The organism is Staphylococcus sp. GDY8P119P, assembly GCF_017892075.1.
GTDB lineage: Bacteria > Bacillota > Bacilli > Staphylococcales > Staphylococcaceae > Staphylococcus > Staphylococcus ureilyticus.
In genome coordinates this window covers 942,828-960,675 of record NZ_JAESKJ010000006.1, presented here as the reverse complement: position 1 = coordinate 960,675, position 17,848 = coordinate 942,828, and the positions used below count along the sequence as shown (strand labels likewise).

Annotated in this window: 14 protein-coding genes and 1 other RNA gene; 13 read left to right on the top strand and 2 right to left on the bottom strand. The window is 31.4% G+C overall.

Going from position 1 to position 17,848, the window contains the following annotated elements; genetic code table 11:
* Positions 1 to 22 precede the first annotated feature (22 nt).
* The 5 genes from KA830_RS08685 (at position 23) to KA830_RS08665 (ending at position 5,877) form a co-directional block, all read left to right on the top strand.
* Entirely contained in the window at positions 23 to 2,740 is a 2,718-nt protein-coding gene (locus KA830_RS08685) for a helicase C-terminal domain-containing protein (RefSeq protein WP_210122812.1), read from the top strand.
* A 74-nt stretch (positions 2,741 to 2,814) separates the two neighbouring features.
* Complete coding sequence (gene asnS / locus KA830_RS08680; protein WP_046208240.1) at positions 2,815 to 4,107, top strand: asparagine--tRNA ligase; 1,293 nt, start codon at positions 2,815 to 2,817, stop codon at positions 4,105 to 4,107.
* Between the two features lie 105 nt (positions 4,108 to 4,212).
* Positions 4,213 to 4,887 carry a DnaD domain-containing protein gene (locus KA830_RS08675; RefSeq protein ID WP_431011155.1) on the top strand — a complete coding sequence of 225 codons (675 nt, stop codon included), beginning with the start codon at positions 4,213 to 4,215 and terminating at the stop codon, positions 4,885 to 4,887.
* On the top strand, positions 4,877 to 5,536 hold the full coding sequence (nth, locus tag KA830_RS08670) for an endonuclease III (RefSeq protein ID WP_046208242.1): 660 nt from the start codon (positions 4,877 to 4,879) through the stop codon (positions 5,534 to 5,536). Before KA830_RS08675 ends, nth begins: the two co-directional genes overlap by 11 nt.
* A gap of 5 nt (positions 5,537 to 5,541) precedes the next feature.
* On the top strand, positions 5,542 to 5,877 hold the full coding sequence (locus KA830_RS08665; RefSeq protein WP_064208947.1) for a YpoC family protein: 336 nt from the start codon (positions 5,542 to 5,544) through the stop codon (positions 5,875 to 5,877).
* Positions 5,878 to 6,189: 312 nt separating this feature from the next.
* Here KA830_RS08665 and KA830_RS08660 read toward each other — a convergent pair whose 3' ends face one another.
* Complete coding sequence (locus KA830_RS08660; RefSeq protein WP_070658553.1) at positions 6,190 to 8,400, bottom strand: transglycosylase domain-containing protein; 2,211 nt, start codon at positions 8,398 to 8,400, stop codon at positions 6,190 to 6,192.
* Positions 8,397 to 9,023 (bottom strand): Holliday junction resolvase RecU, encoded by a 627-nt coding sequence (gene recU, locus KA830_RS08655; RefSeq protein ID WP_046208244.1) that lies wholly within the window; start codon positions 9,021 to 9,023, stop codon positions 8,397 to 8,399. Before recU ends, KA830_RS08660 begins: the two co-directional genes overlap by 4 nt.
* Before the next feature lie 250 nt (positions 9,024 to 9,273).
* On the opposite strand from recU, the gene KA830_RS08650 reads away from it, so the two are divergent.
* From KA830_RS08650 to KA830_RS08615, 8 genes are all read left to right on the top strand, one after another.
* Complete coding sequence (locus KA830_RS08650) at positions 9,274 to 9,612, top strand: DUF1798 family protein (protein ID WP_210134182.1); 339 nt, start codon at positions 9,274 to 9,276, stop codon at positions 9,610 to 9,612.
* Positions 9,609 to 10,175, top strand: a complete 567-nt coding sequence (locus KA830_RS08645; RefSeq protein WP_204180015.1) for an SLOG family protein — start codon at positions 9,609 to 9,611, stop codon at positions 10,173 to 10,175. The genes KA830_RS08650 and KA830_RS08645 overlap by 4 nt, the downstream gene beginning before the upstream one ends.
* Before the next feature lie 12 nt (positions 10,176 to 10,187).
* Positions 10,188 to 10,538 (top strand): cell division regulator GpsB, encoded by a 351-nt coding sequence (gene gpsB / locus KA830_RS08640; RefSeq protein WP_204180016.1) that lies wholly within the window; start codon positions 10,188 to 10,190, stop codon positions 10,536 to 10,538.
* A gap of 136 nt (positions 10,539 to 10,674) precedes the next feature.
* Positions 10,675 to 11,048: RNase P RNA component class B (gene rnpB, locus KA830_RS08635), an RNA gene on the top strand.
* Between the two features lie 162 nt (positions 11,049 to 11,210).
* A complete protein-coding gene (locus KA830_RS08630; RefSeq protein ID WP_064208950.1) occupies positions 11,211 to 12,344 on the top strand; it encodes a THUMP domain-containing class I SAM-dependent RNA methyltransferase in 1,134 nt (377 codons plus the stop codon).
* A gap of 32 nt (positions 12,345 to 12,376) precedes the next feature.
* A complete protein-coding gene (rarD, locus tag KA830_RS08625) occupies positions 12,377 to 13,282 on the top strand; it encodes an EamA family transporter RarD (RefSeq protein WP_046208249.1) in 906 nt (301 codons plus the stop codon).
* A gap of 246 nt (positions 13,283 to 13,528) precedes the next feature.
* Complete coding sequence (locus KA830_RS08620; protein WP_046208250.1) at positions 13,529 to 14,164, top strand: SDR family oxidoreductase; 636 nt, start codon at positions 13,529 to 13,531, stop codon at positions 14,162 to 14,164.
* Positions 14,165 to 14,395: 231 nt separating this feature from the next.
* Positions 14,396 to 17,842, top strand: coding sequence for a dynamin family protein (locus tag KA830_RS08615; protein ID WP_070658548.1), 3,447 nt, complete (start codon positions 14,396 to 14,398; stop codon positions 17,840 to 17,842).
* Positions 17,843 to 17,848: the final 6 nt, after the last annotated feature.

Sequence of the window (17,848 nt, the reverse complement as noted above, 5' to 3'; positions counted from 1 at the left end):
TATAAGAAAAGGAGGAATGAAAATGACACAGCCTTGCTACGCTGTTGTTGATTTAGAAACAACAGGCAACCAATTAGACTACGATGAAATTATTCAAATTGGTATTACTTTCGTCCGCGATAATAAAATAATTGGCACCTATCACTCTATGGTAAAAACAGATTTAGAAATTCCTCCTTTTATTCAAGCATTAACCTCAATTGAAGATGAAATGCTAAAGCAATCACCATATTTCCATGAAATTGCTGACGATATATACAAACAACTTGAAGGCTGTATCTTTGTCGCACATAATGTAACTTTTGATTTAAATTTCATAAAAAAATCATTTAAAAAATGTAATATCAGATATAGACCCAAAAAAGTATTAGATACATTAGAATTGTTTAAAGTTGCTTTCCCAACAGATAAAAGTTATCAATTAAGTGAATTAGCAGAAGCACATGGTATTACGTTAAATAATGCCCACCGTGCGGATGAAGATGCTGCAACGACTGCACAACTTATGATACTTGCTTTCAATAAATTCGAAGCACTACATTTAGATACTTTAAAACAACTTTATTATTTAAGTAAAAATTTAAAATATGATTTACATGATATTCTTTTTGAAATGGCTCGAAACCATAACCATGAACAACTAAGTGAAGATTTCGAACAATTTGAACAGATTATTTATAAAAAGCAAAGAGATTTTAAAGCGCCCACAGTAAACTTTGACGGAACTTTAAAAGATCTTTATACAGACATTACTGAAAAATTAAATTTAACATATAGACCCCAACAATTATATTTAGCTGAAATTATATTAGAACAGTTGATGCATAGCGAGAAAGCTATGATTGAAGCGCCGTTAGGGAGTGGTAAATCATTTTCATATTTATTAGCTTCACTAATGTATAACATACAAACAGGAAAACATGTAATGATTTCTACAAATACAAAATTATTACAAAATCAGTTGTTGGTAAAAGATATACCTGCATTAAAATCAGCATTGAATTTTAAAATAAATGCATCTTTAATCAAAAGTAAACGAGATTATATTTCGTTAGGATTAATCAGTCAAATCTTAAAAGATGAATCTAATAATTACGAAGTTAGCATTTTGAAAATGCAATTATTGATCTGGATTACAGAAACACATACTGGAGATATACAAGAGTTAGATTTAAAAGGCGGACAAAAAATGTATTATGAACAAAAGTTAGAAACTTATGTTCCAGTGCGTAATGACATTAATTATTTTAATTTTATTAAGCGCAACGCAAAAAATATACAAATTGGTATAACAAATCACGCTCATTTAATACATGCTTCACATGACAATACAATTTATCAATTATTTGATGATTGTATCATTGACGAAGCCCATAGGTTACCTGATTACGCATTAAACCAAGTTACGAATGAATTAAGCTATTCTGATGTCAAATACCAATTAGGCCTAATTGGTAAAACTGAAAACGATAAACTACTTGCCGCTATCGACCATTTAGAACAACAACGTATACTTGAAAAATTAGATATACCACCAATCGATGTTTTTGGCCTTAAAACAAATATCAATGAAATACATGATTTAAACGAACAATTGTTTAGTACGATGTTTAATAGCATCCAACAATCAGAAATACATGATGATGAAGTGCATAAAGTTCATTTTGTATATCATTTCGATGTAACACCTATTTTAAATGATTTGCATGCCATCATTCATAAATTAAATATGACCTTAGAATTCTTTAACGGCATGAGCCATAAAACAATTAAAACAGTAAGAAAACAATTACTTTATATTAATGATAAGTTTAGAGCAATTGAAACTAGTTTAAAAAATAATCATACTAGTTATTTATCCATTAAAAACATTAACCAAAAATCTACAATCAAATTAAATGTAAAAGATTATGATGTGAAAGAAATATTAACAAAACAAGTGTTAGATAAATTTAATGCACTTACATTTATTTCAGGTACCTTAACTTTTAATCACTCATTTGAAAATTTCAAGCAATGGTTTAATAAGGACATCATATTTAATACTTATGAGCTTGATACTGCAACAGTATCTTCAAACCAGACAACTGTATTTATACCAAATGATGTCGCTTCATATAATTATAAAAATATTGATGACTATGTGAGCTCTATTGTCAACTATGTTATAGAATATACAACAGTTATTGAATCAAAATGTTTAATTCTATTCACTAGTTATAAGATGATGCATATGGTACAAGAACTCTTGAATGAATTACCTGAGTTTGAGGATTACGTAATACTCACACAACAACAAAATCAAAACTATAAAATTGTACAGCAATTTAATAGTTTTTCTAAAGCCATCCTATTAGGGACTAGCATATTCTTTGAAGGTTTTGATTTCCAATCAAATGGTATCAAGTGTGTAATGATTACAAAATTACCTTTTATGAATCATAACAATACGAAATATTGGTTAATGGAATCTGAATTCACTTCCACATTTAAAGATTTCGTTTTACCTGATGCTGTTACTCGTTTCAGGCAGGGACTAGGCAGACTTATTAGAAATGAGCAAGATAAAGGTATCATCGTATCATTTGATGATCGTTTAATTAAAAGTAATTACAAACAATTCTTTGAACAATCATTAGAAAGTTATCGTCAAAAGAAAGGCGATATAAAACAATTTTCAAGCTTACTTAAAAAAATAAAAAAAGAGACAATACATCATAAAAGTAACTCGCGCAACTAGAAGTTGTACCTTGATTTTGTTAAAATGTATAAGGATTAATAAAAGAAGACTACAAAAATATTAGGAGTTTGGTTATGAAAACAACGATAAAAGAAGCAAAACATTACATTAACCAAGAAGTAACGATAGGTGCTTGGTTAACGAATAAACGTTCAAGTGGTAAAATTGCATTCTTGCAGTTAAGAGATGGTACTGGCTTTATGCAAGGTGTCGTAGTAAAAGCTGATGTAGATGAAGATACTTTTCAGTTAGCTAAAGATATTACGCAAGAAACTTCATTATATATTACTGGCGTTATTTCAGAAGATAATCGTTCTGATTTAGGTTATGAAATGCAAGTGAAATCTATTGAAATCATTGCAGAAGCTCATGATTACCCAATCACACCGAAAAACCATGGTACAGAATTCTTAATGGATCATCGTCACCTTTGGTTACGTTCAAAAAAACAACATGCAGTTATGAAAATAAGAAACGAAATTATTCGTGCAACATATGAATTCTTTAATAATACTGGGTTTACCAAAATAGATCCACCTATTTTAACAGCTAGTGCACCAGAAGGTACAAGTGAACTATTCCATACTAAATATTTTGATCAAGATGCTTTTTTATCTCAAAGTGGTCAACTCTATTTAGAAGCAGCTGCAATGGCTCATGGTAAAGTATTTTCATTTGGACCTACATTCCGTGCAGAAAAATCTAAAACACGCCGTCATTTAATTGAATTTTGGATGATAGAGGCTGAAAAAGCGTTTTGCGATCATAACGAAAGCCTAGAAATTCAAGAACAATATGTGACACATGTTGTTAAATCAGTACTAGAAAATTGCAAATTAGAATTAAATATTTTAGAACGTGACACTGAAAAGCTTGAAAAAGTTACCACGCCTTTCCCACGTATCACATATGATGATGCAGTTGAATTCTTGAAAGAACAAGGTTTTGATGATATCGAATGGGGAGAAGACTTTGGTGCGCCTCATGAAACTGCAATTGCAAATCATTACGATTTACCTGTATTTATTACAAATTATCCAACAAAAATCAAACCTTTCTATATGCAACCAAATCCAGATAATGAGGATACAGTGTTGTGTGCAGATTTAATAGCACCCGAAGGATATGGAGAAATAATCGGTGGTTCTGAACGTATCAATGACCTTGCATTATTAGAACAACGTATCGATGAATTTGAATTAGACCCTGAAAGTTATAGTTACTATTTAGATTTACGTCGCTATGGTAGTGTACCTCACAGTGGATTCGGTTTAGGTCTAGAAAGAACAGTCGCATGGCTATCAGGTGTAGAGCATGTTCGTGAAACTGCACCATTCCCTCGTTTATTAAATCGACTATATCCATAATATTATCAATACAAGAAACTACCTAAACTACGTCCAGTCTATTTTACGGCTGGACTTTTTTATAATATTTACACATGATAAGGAGGGGTGCTTTTGAATATAGATATGCTTAAAACTAGACCTGTTGTAATTCGTAAAGAATTACTAGATTATTATAATGAATTAGGTATCAATGAGCGTGAATTAGTTATCTTAATAAAATTAATTTACGCGTCGGAAACGACCAATAAACAACCATCCATTGAATCTTTACAAAAAGGCACATCACTAGATTCTAGAGAAATTACTGCTATTATACAAAATCTTATTCAACGTGATTTATTAGAGTTAAATGTTAACAAAGACGAAGAAGGTAAATTCACTGAATATATGAATCTCGATCAGTTCTATCATAAACTAAATGATATTATGCAACACGTTAATAATAATAGTAACCAAAAACAAGTTGAACTTGAATTCAATAAACTTTTCCAACAGATTGAGCAAGCTTTTGGTAGACCATTATCACCGTATGAAATCGAAACATTAAACCAATGGTTAGACATAGATAAACACGACTTAAGTGTGATTCAAGCAGCATTAGATGAAGCGCAAAGTCAGAACAAAATGAGTTTTAAATACATTGATCGAATTTTATTAAATTGGAAAAAAAATAATGTAAAAACCATTGAGGATTCCAAAAAAATAAGTCAACAGTTTAACCAACCTAAAATGAAACATACTGTTAAAAAAGTGCCTAAATTTGATTGGCTAAATGAGGAGAATCAAGATGATAAGTAATAAAAAAGCTTTAGAAATGATCGATGTCATTGCTAATATGTTCCCAAACGCTGAATGTGAACTCGTACATGATAACCCATTTGAACTAACAATTGCAGTACTATTATCAGCACAAACTACAGATGTTTCTGTAAATAAACTCACTAGAGAGCTTTTCAAAAAATACAAAACACCTGAAGACTATCTAAATGTAGATATATCAGAATTAGAAAATGATCTGCGTACCATTGGTTTATACAGAAATAAAGCTAAAAACATTCAAAAATTATGTGCGTCATTACTAAATAAATTCGACGGGGTGATTCCGCAAACACATGCCGAACTTGAAAGTCTAGCTGGAGTGGGGCGTAAAACAGCAAACGTAGTGATGAGTGTTGCTTTTAATGAGCCTTCACTTGCAGTAGATACTCATGTAGAACGTGTAGCTAAACGTTTAGGCATTTGTAGGTGGAAAGATAATGTTAGACAAGTAGAAGATAAATTGTGTAAAGTCGTACCTAGAGAACGTTGGAATAAAACACATCATCAACTTATTTTCTTCGGACGCTATCACTGTTTAGCACGTAGCCCTAAATGTGATATATGCCCCTTATTTAATGAATGTAGAGAAGGGCAAAAAAGATATAAAGCCAGTTTGAAAGAAGTGTGACACAATTGATTTCAAAAGAAGCGTTTAAACAATTAGAAGAACAAATAGATTTATTTTCTAAACAGAAGAAATTAAATTCTTCTGAAGCCAAGGTATTAATTGATAAATACTTTGATATGATTGAGTCTTTTTTTAAACAAATCAATCACATTCATACGATTGATTTTGAACAATTAAACGATTATCCAGTTGTACCAATGAATTTTAAAGAGCGTTATCAATATATGCTTGCCCGTAAATACCATTTTATGGGTTACAGTCAAATGAAGACAGTCAAATCAGAATTAATAAAAATGAATGCATCCTATCAAATACGTAGAAAAAACAAAGGTAATCCTTAAAGTCCCACTTCCCAACTTGTTGGGTTAGTGGGACTTATGCATGAGCAGAAGCTCAGGTAATCCTTAAAACCACTTCCCAACTTGTTGGGTTAATGGGACTTATGCATGAGCGAAAGCTCAATACTTGATAGTCAGTTGCTCACTCATACAAAGCCATCAATCTTCAATTAGTTACGAAAACTCTATAAAATAAAGAAAACGCCAATTTCTATAATATTTCAATAGAAATTGGCGTTTATTTGTTAGTAAAGAATAATGATAATCAAGTGTTTATTAAGCACTTAGTTACTTGTTCAAAAATTTATTTGGACACTATTGTGCTCTTGATAAACCAGTAGAATTATTTGCATTATTACTGTTCGAGCTAGCTGATGATGCATTATTGTTATTGTTGTTGTTATTATTGCTACCACCGCTATTATTATTACTACTACTGCTGCTGCTTCCACCTTGTCCTCGAGGCTTATTACTTGTTGTGTTGTCATCAGGATGTCCTGCAACAGATAGGCTGTCTTTACTATCACCATTTACTGAGTCAGGTTTACTAAAGTCCTTGCCGTCTCTTGGTGAGATATTACTCATTACATCCTCGAATAAATATTGCGGATATTCTTGTTCGTCATGACCAACAAATGAATTTACGCCGCCTTGTTTAACTTCTTTGAAGCCCATCCACACAGACATGCTGTATTTTGGCGTGAAACCATTCATCCATACATCTTTTGCAGCATCGTCAGGTAAACCATATTGTTGATAAGTTTGATCACCATAAGTACCTGTACCAGTTTTGGCTGCAACATTTACACCAGATATACCGTGGCCATATGCAGAACCATATGCTTCAAATGTACCTTTAAGTACTTCTGCAAGCATATAAGAAGTGGAATCTTTCATTGCTTTCTTACTTGTGTGATCGTAATTAATTGTTTCCCCATCTTCTTTTTCTACTTTTTTAATAGAATGCGCATTATTATATTCGCCACCATTTGCAATTGATGCAAAAGCAGATGCTAATTGAGTAGGAGAGAATTCTGATGATGAACCACCTAATACTTCAGAAGGTCCAATATCTCCTTCATATTCCAAACCTACTTTATTTGCGAAATCTTTTGGTGCGTCATTTCCAGCGTTCTCTTTTGAAGATTGCCATGCTTTTAATGCTGGAATGTTGAAACTTTGACGTAAAGCGTCATACAATTTAACCTCGCCGTGACCTTTAGTATCATAGTTTCTAAATGTAACACCATCAACTTGATATGCTTCTTCATCCTGAATTGCGTGGTTCGTAGCCCAATTCATATTTTCTATAGCAGGGCCATAAGCTAAGAATGGTTTTAATGATGAACCAGTAGGGTGTGCATCTGTAGCTAAGTTTCTATCAACAATATCTTTATAGTTTCTACCACCTGATATTGCCACTAATCCGCCAGATTCACTGTCTACGATAGAAGCACCAACTTGTTGGTCTTCGTTTTTATAGTAACCACCATTATCTACACGATCTTGAAGCGTTTGTTGTACGTCTTTGTCCATATTTGTGTAGATTTTAACACCACTGTTAAGAACTTCTCCTAAATCTTTACCTTTGAATGCTTTATTATTCATTAATTCAGATTTTACGAAGTTAACATAAGAATCGTATTCAGGATTTGAACTTTTATCACTAACTTGACGTTCTTCCGAATCACGTTTTACTAGATTATCTTCTAATGATGTATTTTGTGCTTCTTCTTTTTGCTTCTTAGTAATACGATTATGATATTCCATTAAGTATAAAACAGTATCTTTACGTGATTCTGCTTCTTTTGGATGATCATAAATATTATAAGTATTCGGAACTTGTGGTAAACCAGCAAGATAAGCCGATTCAGCTAAATTTAAATCTTTTAAATCTTTATCAAAATAATATTTAGCTGCAGCCTTCACACCATAAACACTGTCAGAATAGTAAATTTTATTTAAATACATCTCAAATATTTCATCTTTACTATATTCTTGTTCAAGTCTATATGATAGGTAAGCTTCTTGTGCTTTACGGGCAATTGATTTTTGATCCGTTAAGAATGAACGTTTAACTACCTGTTGCGTCAATGTCGATGCACCTTGTGAACCAAATCCTCCCGTAAAGTTTTTAGCCACTGCACCAAACAAACGTTTATAGTCAAGTGCACCATGGTCATAGAAACGATTATCTTCTGTAGCCAAGACAGCTGCTTTCATGTTTTTAGGTACTTCATCTAAATCAACATGTTCACGTCTTTGCCCATTATCAATCGTTTTAATCAAATCGCCATCTTTATCATATATTTTAGCAGGAATTGGATCTTGTAATTTTGATTCTGTAAATGCTGGTGCTTTCCAAGCATAATATGCAAATAACAAAATACCAATTAATGCTAGAACAATGAAGGCTATGATGAGAAATCCGATTATCTTAATAATCGTTCTTTTTATATTCCTATTCTTTTTTTCTCCGGACTTATCATTCTTTTTTGAATCAGAAGTCCTTTTTTTCTCCGTCATACGCGGTCCTCACTTTCATCTAATATCAACTTATCAACTGCTTTGAGGTAATTCAATCTTGGTTGATACTGATAAGGAATATAGTAACCATTTTTTCTAATTTCTTCAACCGTAATCGACTTTTTAATTTCTTTTTTGTACCGATGCCAATAATATTTAAATTTGCAATAAGGCAATAAATAAACTTCATCTAATAATTTAAAGCGAATTAATAAAAAAACAATACCTCCTTGATCATAACAAGCATCCATGTGTATCACTTGGTGCTCATGCATATTATTCAATGGAAATGAAGTTTTATTTTTAGTTTCTTTCGCTTCAAAATCTAAATAGTGCCCTTTATAAATACCATTGTAATCAGTAGTCGAAGGCGTTCGGAAATAAGCCTCATTAATTACCGCCTTACTTCTCATAGGATAATGAACATTAACTATTTGAACAGGGGTGGGCTTTTTATGTATAACAGCTTGCCCAAGTTTCAAATAGTGCGTATTAGATAATTCAATATCGCTCTCAAGTGACATACCTCTGCCACCATAATTTATTTTACTCTTATCATCCTTATAAGTTCGTCCGACTTGAGACTTATTTCCGTAAAATGGTTTCCCATTTGGATAATTCATTGTTTTTCACCACTTTAATTTGGTTTCAAAAACTTTTTCCATTATACATGAAAACAGTTATTTTTTCCAAACTATGAAATATAAAGCAATGTATCTGTACATACATCAATATTTATTTTAACGTGCTTTTCTCAATTAAACAATATTTCCCTATAAATAAGCCTATAATATGACATAAATGTAAGTTCGTTGTTTCTCAAATGACTATCAAATTCATTTATGGTAAATTTAATATGTAGGAGGAAACTTCATGCAACAATTAATTACCCAACTCTTAAATGATGTACAAAAGATGCAAAATAGATACGAAACAGTCAAATCGAAAGATATAGATTATGACTTTTACAAAGATGTTGTTCCATTTACGAGTTACATAGATAATCTGTTAGAAACGTTTAGCACCTTCGAACCTAAAATACTAAGATTATCCTATATGAATAAGAAAAAATTTGATTTACTTATTTCAAATATTGAATCACTGTCCGTTGAATGTCATTTTAAAAGGACTAACCGGAAATTATTTACTGAAAAAGTCAAGGCAGTACAATATGATTTAAGTTATATACAAAGAAGTGATGCTAAATTATGATAAAGACAATTTATGTGACTGGCTACAAGTCATTTGAACTTAATATCTTTAAAGATGACGCACCTGAAGTTTCATATTTAAAAAAATTTATAGCACATAAATTAAAATCATTGATTGAAGAAGGACTTGAATGGGTATTAATACAAGGACAGATGGGTATAGAATTATGGACTGCTGAAGTAGTAATTGATTTAAAAGAAACGTATCCTGATCTTAAACTTGGTGTCGTTACACCATTTTATGGCCACACAGATAGATGGAATGAACAGAATCAAGCAAAATATAATCACATTGTACAGCATGCTGATTTTGTAGATAGTGTATTTCATACATCATATGTGGGACCACACCAATTTAAACAAACAGATCAATTTATGCTCGACCATACAGATCAAACATTACTAATATATGATGAAGAACAAGAAGCTAGTCCAAAATACTTTAAGCAAATGTTAGTTGATTTTATGGAAAAAACAAATTATACTTGTGACGTTGTTTCGTTTGATGAATTAACAGAATTTATCAACGATTTACAGTGGTCTCAAGAACAAAGTTTCGAATGAGGTGGAAAAAATATGTCAGATGTTTCATTAAAACTATCAGCTAAAGATATTTATGAAAAAGATTTTGAAAAAACTATGACACGTGGTTATAGAAGGGAAGAAGTGGATGCTTTCTTAGACGACATCATAGCAGATTATCAAAAGATGGCAGATTTAGATAATGAAGTTGTTAAACTTTCCGAAGAAAACAATAAACTAAAAAAAGAACTAGAAGAATTGAGATTGCGTGTGGCTACTTCAAGACCACAAGAAAACAAAAACTTTTCAGCAAATGGGAATGCTGCAAGCAATACTACTAATAATAACAACGTCGATATACTAAAAAGAATTTCAAACTTAGAAAAAGCAGTTTTTGGTAAATAATAAAACAAGCAATCATAACAAATGCGATGTCCAAGTAGTTATAATTGCGTACATAAAGATAAGTTTTGTTTTTCTCAAAACTTATCTTATTTTTATTTGTTCTGATCTTTGAAAAGTGATATACTCTTAAAGATGGTGTTTTGGGTAATCGCTATAGCGATATAGAGGAAAGTCCATGCTCACACAATCTGAGATGATTGTAGTGTTCGTGCTTGATGAAACAATAAGTCAAGGCATTAAGTTGACGGCAACGAAATAACCTAAGTCTTTAGATACGGTTAAAATAGTTTGAAAGTGCCACAGTGACGTAGCTTTTATAGAAATATAAAAGGTGGAACGCGGTAAACCCCTCGAGTGAGCAATCCAAATTAGGTAGGAGCACTTATTTAACGGAATTCAACGTATAAATAAGGCATACTTTAAAAGTATGTAGACAGATGGTTACCACCAGCGTACGAGTGTAACTAGTACACGTTGGCAGTACAAAGGTACAAAACATGGCTTATAGAAACATCATTACTAGACCCCAAGCTCTCCCAATTAGGAGAGCTTTTTTAATGTTTAAAATTAACATAAAGCCATAATATAATCCAGAACAGAAGTAAGGTCATATCTATTTAAAATAACTTTTGATAAAATAAAATTAAATCCACTTAAAAAAGGAGCAAAACAATGTATCAATTATTAGCTGTGTGCCCAATGGGGTTAGAAGCAGTTGTTTCTAAGGAAATTCAAGAACTTGGTTATACAACAACAGTAGAAAACGGCAAAATCTTTTTCGAAGGTGATGAAGCAGCAATAGTTAAATGTAATTTATGGTTAAGAACTGCTGATAGAATAAAGATTGTTGTTGGACAATTTAATGCAACAACATTTGATGAATTATTTGAAAAGACGAAAGAACTCCCTTGGGAAACAATCATCGAAAAAGAAGGAAACTTTCCAGTACAAGGTCGTAGTGTAAAATCTACTTTGTATAGTGTGCCAGATTGCCAAGCAATCGTTAAAAAAGCAATAGTAGAGCGTTTAAAATCTGCTTATAAAGAAAAAGGGTGGCTAGATGAATCGGGAGCTAAATATCCAGTGGAAGTATCTCTATTAAAGGATAAAGCACTACTGACAATAGATACTTCTGGATCAGGACTTAACAAACGTGGTTATAGACTAGCTCAAGGTGAAGCACCTATAAAGGAAACACTTGCTGCTAGTTTAATTAAATTAGCAAATTGGACAGGTGATACACCATTGATTGATCCATTTTGTGGTTCTGGAACGATTGCGATTGAGGCATGTTTAATTGCTCAAAATATTGCACCCGGTTTTAATCGAGATTTCGTTTCAGAAACATGGGATATTATGCCTGATAGATTATACGATGAATTGAGAGATGAAGCTGATCAACAAGCTAATTATGATAGACCTTTAAAGATATATGCATCAGATATTGACCCAGAAATGATAGAAATAGCACGTAGAAATGCTGAAGAGGTTGGCTTATCAGACATTATTAACTTTAAAGTTCAAGATGTTAACACTTTATCAATTGAGTCGGCAGAACCAGTTGCATTGATTGGCAATCCACCTTATGGTGAACGCATTGGCGATAGAGCAGAAGTGGAAGAAATGTATCGTTATATCGGCCAATTAATGCAGGAGCATCCTTACTTATCAACTTATATTTTAACAAGTAACAATGAATTTGAATTTTTAGTTAATCAAAAAGCAACCAAAAGACGAAAGTTATTTAATGGTTATATAGAGTGTACTTACTATCAGTACTGGGGGAGTAAAAAACCTAAAAAATAGACTGCATGAGCAATCAGAAAGAGGTGTGACAAATGAATAACGAGTTTAAAAAAGGCATATTTTTTGCTTTTGGTGCATATATTTTATGGGGGATTTTACCTATATATTGGGATTTAATAGAAGATATTGGTGCTTTTGAAATATTAGCTTTTAGAATTATACTTTCAATGATATTTATGTTAATAGTGGTAGTCGTCACTAACAATACAGCACCATTTAAACGTGATTTACAACAGCTCATAGCAAATCCTATACAACTCATTGCTATCATAGCTGCTGGTTATGTAATAACAATTAATTGGGGCACTTTTATATGGGCTGTTACGAATGGCCACGTATTGCAATCCAGTTTAGGCTACTACATTAATCCACTCGTAAGTATTCTATTAGCGTTAATTTTTCTTAAAGAGCGATTTAATAAATTAGAATGGATTGCCATTGGATTTGCAGTTATCGGTGTTTTGTATATGACTATAAGAGTCGGTGTATTCCCTAGTATTTCGTTACTACTAGCATGTTCATTTGGTATTTACGGATTGATTAAAAAAATCGTACCGATTGATGCAATCAGTAGTATTACAATAGAATGCATTGTTACTGCACCAGCAGGCATTATATACCTATGGTACATATGGCAACAAGGTAGTTTAACGTTTGGCTATAATACCTCATCTTTCTGGTTAATCTTCTCAGGAGCTGTAACGGCAATTCCACTTATACTATTCTCAGCTGGCGCCCGTAGAATTCCGCTATCACTGACTGGTTTTATACAATATATCGGACCGACAATTATGTTTGTATTAGGTATTTTCTTATTCAAAGAACCTTTTAGCATCGATCAATTTATTACATTTATTTTTATTTGGGTTGGCATTGTAATTTATAGTATTTCACAATATGTAAAAATTAAAAAGAATAATAACCCTGTTATTCACTAAACGATATTTTCAATTCCGTAAAGGTAACTTTATATAAGTTATCTTTACGATTTTTATTATGTTTTGAAATTGTTCAAAACATGTTTACATATCAAATCGGTCATTTTATTATATTCAATGTCGCAAATATATCATTAGTATAAATTATGCATTTGTAGTATTGTAAAATTAGATAAAAAGTGAACCAATCGAAAATTTATTATATACACTATTATTTTTAATCATATATTATAATGGAGTGATTATATGACGAGAGTATTAATATTAGGGGCAAATGGAGCTATTTCTAAAGCAGCTATTAATTCTTTTTTAGAAAACACCTCATATACGCTGAGATTATTTTTAAGAGACGCTAACAGATTACCTGATTATGCATCAGATCGCATCCGTGTACGTGAAGGAGATGCTACAAACTTCGAGGATGTTAACAGTGCAATGGAAGATGTAGATATTGTATTTGCTAGCCTTTCTGGTGAATTAGATAAAGAAGCAAGTACTATTGTTAAAGCTATGGAACAAAATCACGTTGATCGTTTAATATTTGTAGCGGCTCTTGGTATTTACAATGAGGTACCAGGTAAATTTGGTGAATGGGTAAATAAACAAATCCATAATCACTTACCTATTTATAAACAAGCAGCTGATATCATTGAAAGTTCAAACCTCGATTATACTATTTTAAGACCTGCATGGTTATCAGATATTAACGAAATTGATTATGAGATTACTCATAAAAATGAATTATTTAAGGGAACAGAAGTTTCCAGAAAAAGTGTTGCTGCTGTTGCAGTCCAAATTGCCAAAAACCCTGAACTGTATTTAAAAGAAAACATTGGTATTAACAAACCTAATACTGATTTTAATAAACCAAGATGGAAATAAAAATAAAATTGTAAAATCGACTAATTTATTAATGATTGCGAATACCACCAGTTAAGGTGGTATTTTTAATTTTAAATTAAGTCACATTCAATAAGTGGAAAATACTTTTTACATTTCTACTTATAAAACATTGCTAAATACAATTTAATTTTGCTAACTTACTTTAGACGCACATTAATTTGTTATACAATAGAAATTAATTACATATAAGTAATAAAGGGGATACATAACATGTCTAAAACGAAGCAACTCGATATACTATATAAATTAAAAAAAGAGGTTGAAAAATCAAACAATCATAGATTGATTCATATTATAAATCAAGTCATTAAAAAAATATTTTTAGAACAGTATACTGCTACTTTTGTCGGCCATTTTTCAGCAGGCAAATCCACACTTATCAATATGCTACTAGAAGAAAGCATACTACCAAGTTCACCAGTGCCCACAACCAGTAACACAGCAATTGTCTCTGTATCAGATGAACCAGGTATTATAGCTAATTTGAACAACCAAAAATATACTTTATTAACAAACTACGATGAAGTTAAACAAATGAATCGTGAAAATATTGACGTTGAATCTGTAGAAATTAAATTTCCTTCTGATAAATTTAATAAAGGGTTCACACTTCAAGATACACCAGGCGTTGATTCAAATGTATCAACACACCAATCTAGTACTGAAGAATTTATGTATACAAGTAATGTTTTATTTTACACAGTAGACTATAACCATGTTCAATCTGCAATGAATTTTCAATTTATGAAACAGCTGAACTATGCTGGTGTTCCGGTCGTTTTTGTTATCAACCAAATAGATAAACATCATGAATCGGAAATTCCATTCGACACATTTAAACAACGCGTTGAAAAATCAATTGCTGAATGGGAAATCAAATTAGATCAAATATTTTATGTTTCTAAATTTGAACATGAACACAACCAAATTCAAGCACTTTCAGATTATCTCATCGATAAAGATCAACATAGAGAATCAATGGCGGATTATGTGGAGCGTACTGTGAATTTTATTACAGACGAACAACTATCTTTTATACAACATGAAATTCAAACGATTCTAAATGAGCTAGATATATTTGAAGAAGACTTTGACCAAGCATATTTAAACTTTCAACAACATCAACAAGTAAGTGAAGAAGCGAAGTTACTTAATAACCCTGATCAATTGTATGATTTCTTAAAACAAAAGCGTAAAGCGATTCTCGACAATGCATATGTTATGACGCACGATACTAGAGAAAAAATAAGAACTTATTTAGAGAGCAAAACTAAAGACTTTAAAGTAGGCGGCATATTCAATAAAAAGAAAAAAACATTAGAAACGCAACAAATTAGACTTCAAGAATTACTTGAGCAATTACAAGAAAAAGTAAATCAAGAAATACGCCAACCTTTGAGAGAAGATATGTCATTTTTAACGCGATTTATTAACTCATCCGAAGTAAATGATGCGATTTTAAACCAACACTATCAAATGCCTCCAAATCTCATAGATGATTTGTATCAAATGCAAATATCTATTAGTAATCAATATGTTTTAACATTTTCAGATGACTTAATGAAATCTATTAAACAATTTATTATTAAAGAAACTGAACCATTATTTGAGAAAGCAATCAGCCATTCTCAAGCAAACGACATTGGCACAGAAGAAGTAGAAGATTACAATGATTATGTTAAATTTATGGAGTTGCGTAATCTAAGAGAATCACTTGAAACACAAAATTATAGACACTACTACATTCATATTGATGATTCACTAGATAAATTAATAGATAGAGAAGAAATCACATATCAAGCTAAACCAGAGCATTCAGAAGTTCAAAAACAGAATCGTTCTAATACCACTAAAACAAAAACAACGGATACTACAATTCAAGATATAAAAAATTCATTAAACTTGATAAAAGATATTCCATTATTCGAACAAACAAAACAAGATATCAACGATACACTGAAACGCCTAGATCATAAAATCATTAAAATAGGTGTTTTCGGGACGTTCAGTGCTGGAAAAAGTAGTTTAATCAACGCACTACTAGGCGATGCATATCTTGTTAGTTCACCAAATCCTACAACAGCAGCAATGACAGAACTGACATACGGTGAAGAAAGTCAAATTACACTTAAATCACCTGAGCAAATCTTAGAAGAGTTAAACCAATTATTTGAATTGGAAAATAAAACTTTTGATTCAATTGAGGCATTTTTAAATCAAAACACAAAAAAACTAACAGCATCTTTAGAAAAAAACAAATTAGCATTTATCAATGCGATTGAGAAACATTATGCGATGTATCAAGAAATGCTAGAACAAGGTTTAACACATACCATTGCACGGGATGAAATAAAAAAATGGAGTGCAGAAGACGAATATGCAACCTTTGTAAATACAGTTCATTTGAAATTACCTATCGATTGGTTGAAAGATAAAGTTATCGTAGATTCACTTGGGTTACATTCCAATAATCAACGTCATACAAATGAAACAGAAAAGATTTTAACTTCTTCAGATTTAATACTTTATGTAAGTTATTTTAATCATTCATTCACAGATAATGACAAACGCTTTATAGAACATATGAAAGAAATGAACCAATTAAGTGAAAATCAAGCATTTAAAATGGTCATAAATGCAACTGATTTAGCTGAAACTGAAGAAGACTTAAATGCAGTCATAAACTATGTAAGTGATGCACTTAACCAAGTAAATATGAATTCGGACATTTTTGCAGTTTCGAGTCGAGAAGCTTTAAAAACAGGAGACTTAGGAATTGATAAACTAAAAAATAGTATAAACTATTTTACTCAAGTTGAGTCTAAAGATATATTGCAACAACAAATGACGAAACAATTAACCAATATTTCAGAAGCATTTGACCAAATGATAGAAGACGCACAGCATAATCAATCTAAAATTAAGCAACGTAAAAACAAACTCGAGCAGTATCATAATCAAATATTACTGAATAATAATATATTACAAATTGCCGTGCAGCGTGCTTCAAATGAAGTTGAAGATCAAATTTATCACCTCAATGAACGTTTGAAAATTCAGTTGTTAGATGAAGTTAAATCAATTTATAATGGGCAAATGACACAGAGCAACAACTTTAACGAAGCAAAACGTCATTCCACAAAGCAATACTTAGATCAAATTCATCAAAGATTGTATTTAGAACAATCCTTACTAGTGGAACGTGTTAAAAAGTATTTCATTCAACAAATACATGAAGAAATTGCTCCTTTAAAACAAAAATTAGAGCAATTACACATTTTCATTGAACCTGAATTTAATAAGAGTAATATAGAACTAGACGATCCTTATTTAAAAATTGATTTAAGTCAAATGCTTTCCGCTTTGCCTAAATCATTAACGAAAAAGAACATCTTGCAGCCAAAAATGCAAAATGAAGTTCAAACCACAATAACTCAAAACACGCTCGTACAACTTAAACCTTGTATAGCTGAATTAAGAAAAGCATTAATTGAAATCGTGAATAATTTGAATAATGATGCAGAAATAAAATTCAATCAGTATGAAAAAGATATACACACACAAATTAAACAACTCTTAGCATTTGAAATGGATCATTCTTTAATAAAACAACTCCAAGAAACAAATAGCGAATTAAAAGCTCAGTTGTTAATTTAGAAAGAG

Bases quoted from the DNA above. Each gene is read 5' to 3' on its own strand.
- KA830_RS08685 (WP_210122812.1), top strand. From the start codon at position 23: ATGACACAGCCTTGCTACGCTGTTGTTGATTTAGAAACAACAGGCAAC.
- KA830_RS08660 (WP_070658553.1), bottom strand. From the start codon at position 8,400: ATGACGGAGAAAAAAAGGACTTCTGATTCAAAAAAGAATGATAAGTCC.
- KA830_RS08650 (WP_210134182.1), top strand. From the start codon at position 9,274: ATGCAACAATTAATTACCCAACTCTTAAATGATGTACAAAAGATGCAA.
- KA830_RS08630 (WP_064208950.1), top strand. From the start codon at position 11,211: ATGTATCAATTATTAGCTGTGTGCCCAATGGGGTTAGAAGCAGTTGTT.
- asnS (WP_046208240.1), top strand. From the start codon at position 2,815: ATGAAAACAACGATAAAAGAAGCAAAACATTACATTAACCAAGAAGTA.
- recU (WP_046208244.1), bottom strand. From the start codon at position 9,023: ATGAATTATCCAAATGGGAAACCATTTTACGGAAATAAGTCTCAAGTC.
- KA830_RS08675 (WP_431011155.1), top strand. From the start codon at position 4,213: ATGCTTAAAACTAGACCTGTTGTAATTCGTAAAGAATTACTAGATTAT.
- rarD (WP_046208249.1), top strand. From the start codon at position 12,377: ATGAATAACGAGTTTAAAAAAGGCATATTTTTTGCTTTTGGTGCATAT.
- KA830_RS08615 (WP_070658548.1), top strand. From the start codon at position 14,396: ATGTCTAAAACGAAGCAACTCGATATACTATATAAATTAAAAAAAGAG.
- gpsB (WP_204180016.1), top strand. From the start codon at position 10,188: ATGTCAGATGTTTCATTAAAACTATCAGCTAAAGATATTTATGAAAAA.
- nth (WP_046208242.1), top strand. From the start codon at position 4,877: ATGATAAGTAATAAAAAAGCTTTAGAAATGATCGATGTCATTGCTAAT.
- KA830_RS08620 (WP_046208250.1), top strand. From the start codon at position 13,529: ATGACGAGAGTATTAATATTAGGGGCAAATGGAGCTATTTCTAAAGCA.
- KA830_RS08645 (WP_204180015.1), top strand. From the start codon at position 9,609: ATGATAAAGACAATTTATGTGACTGGCTACAAGTCATTTGAACTTAAT.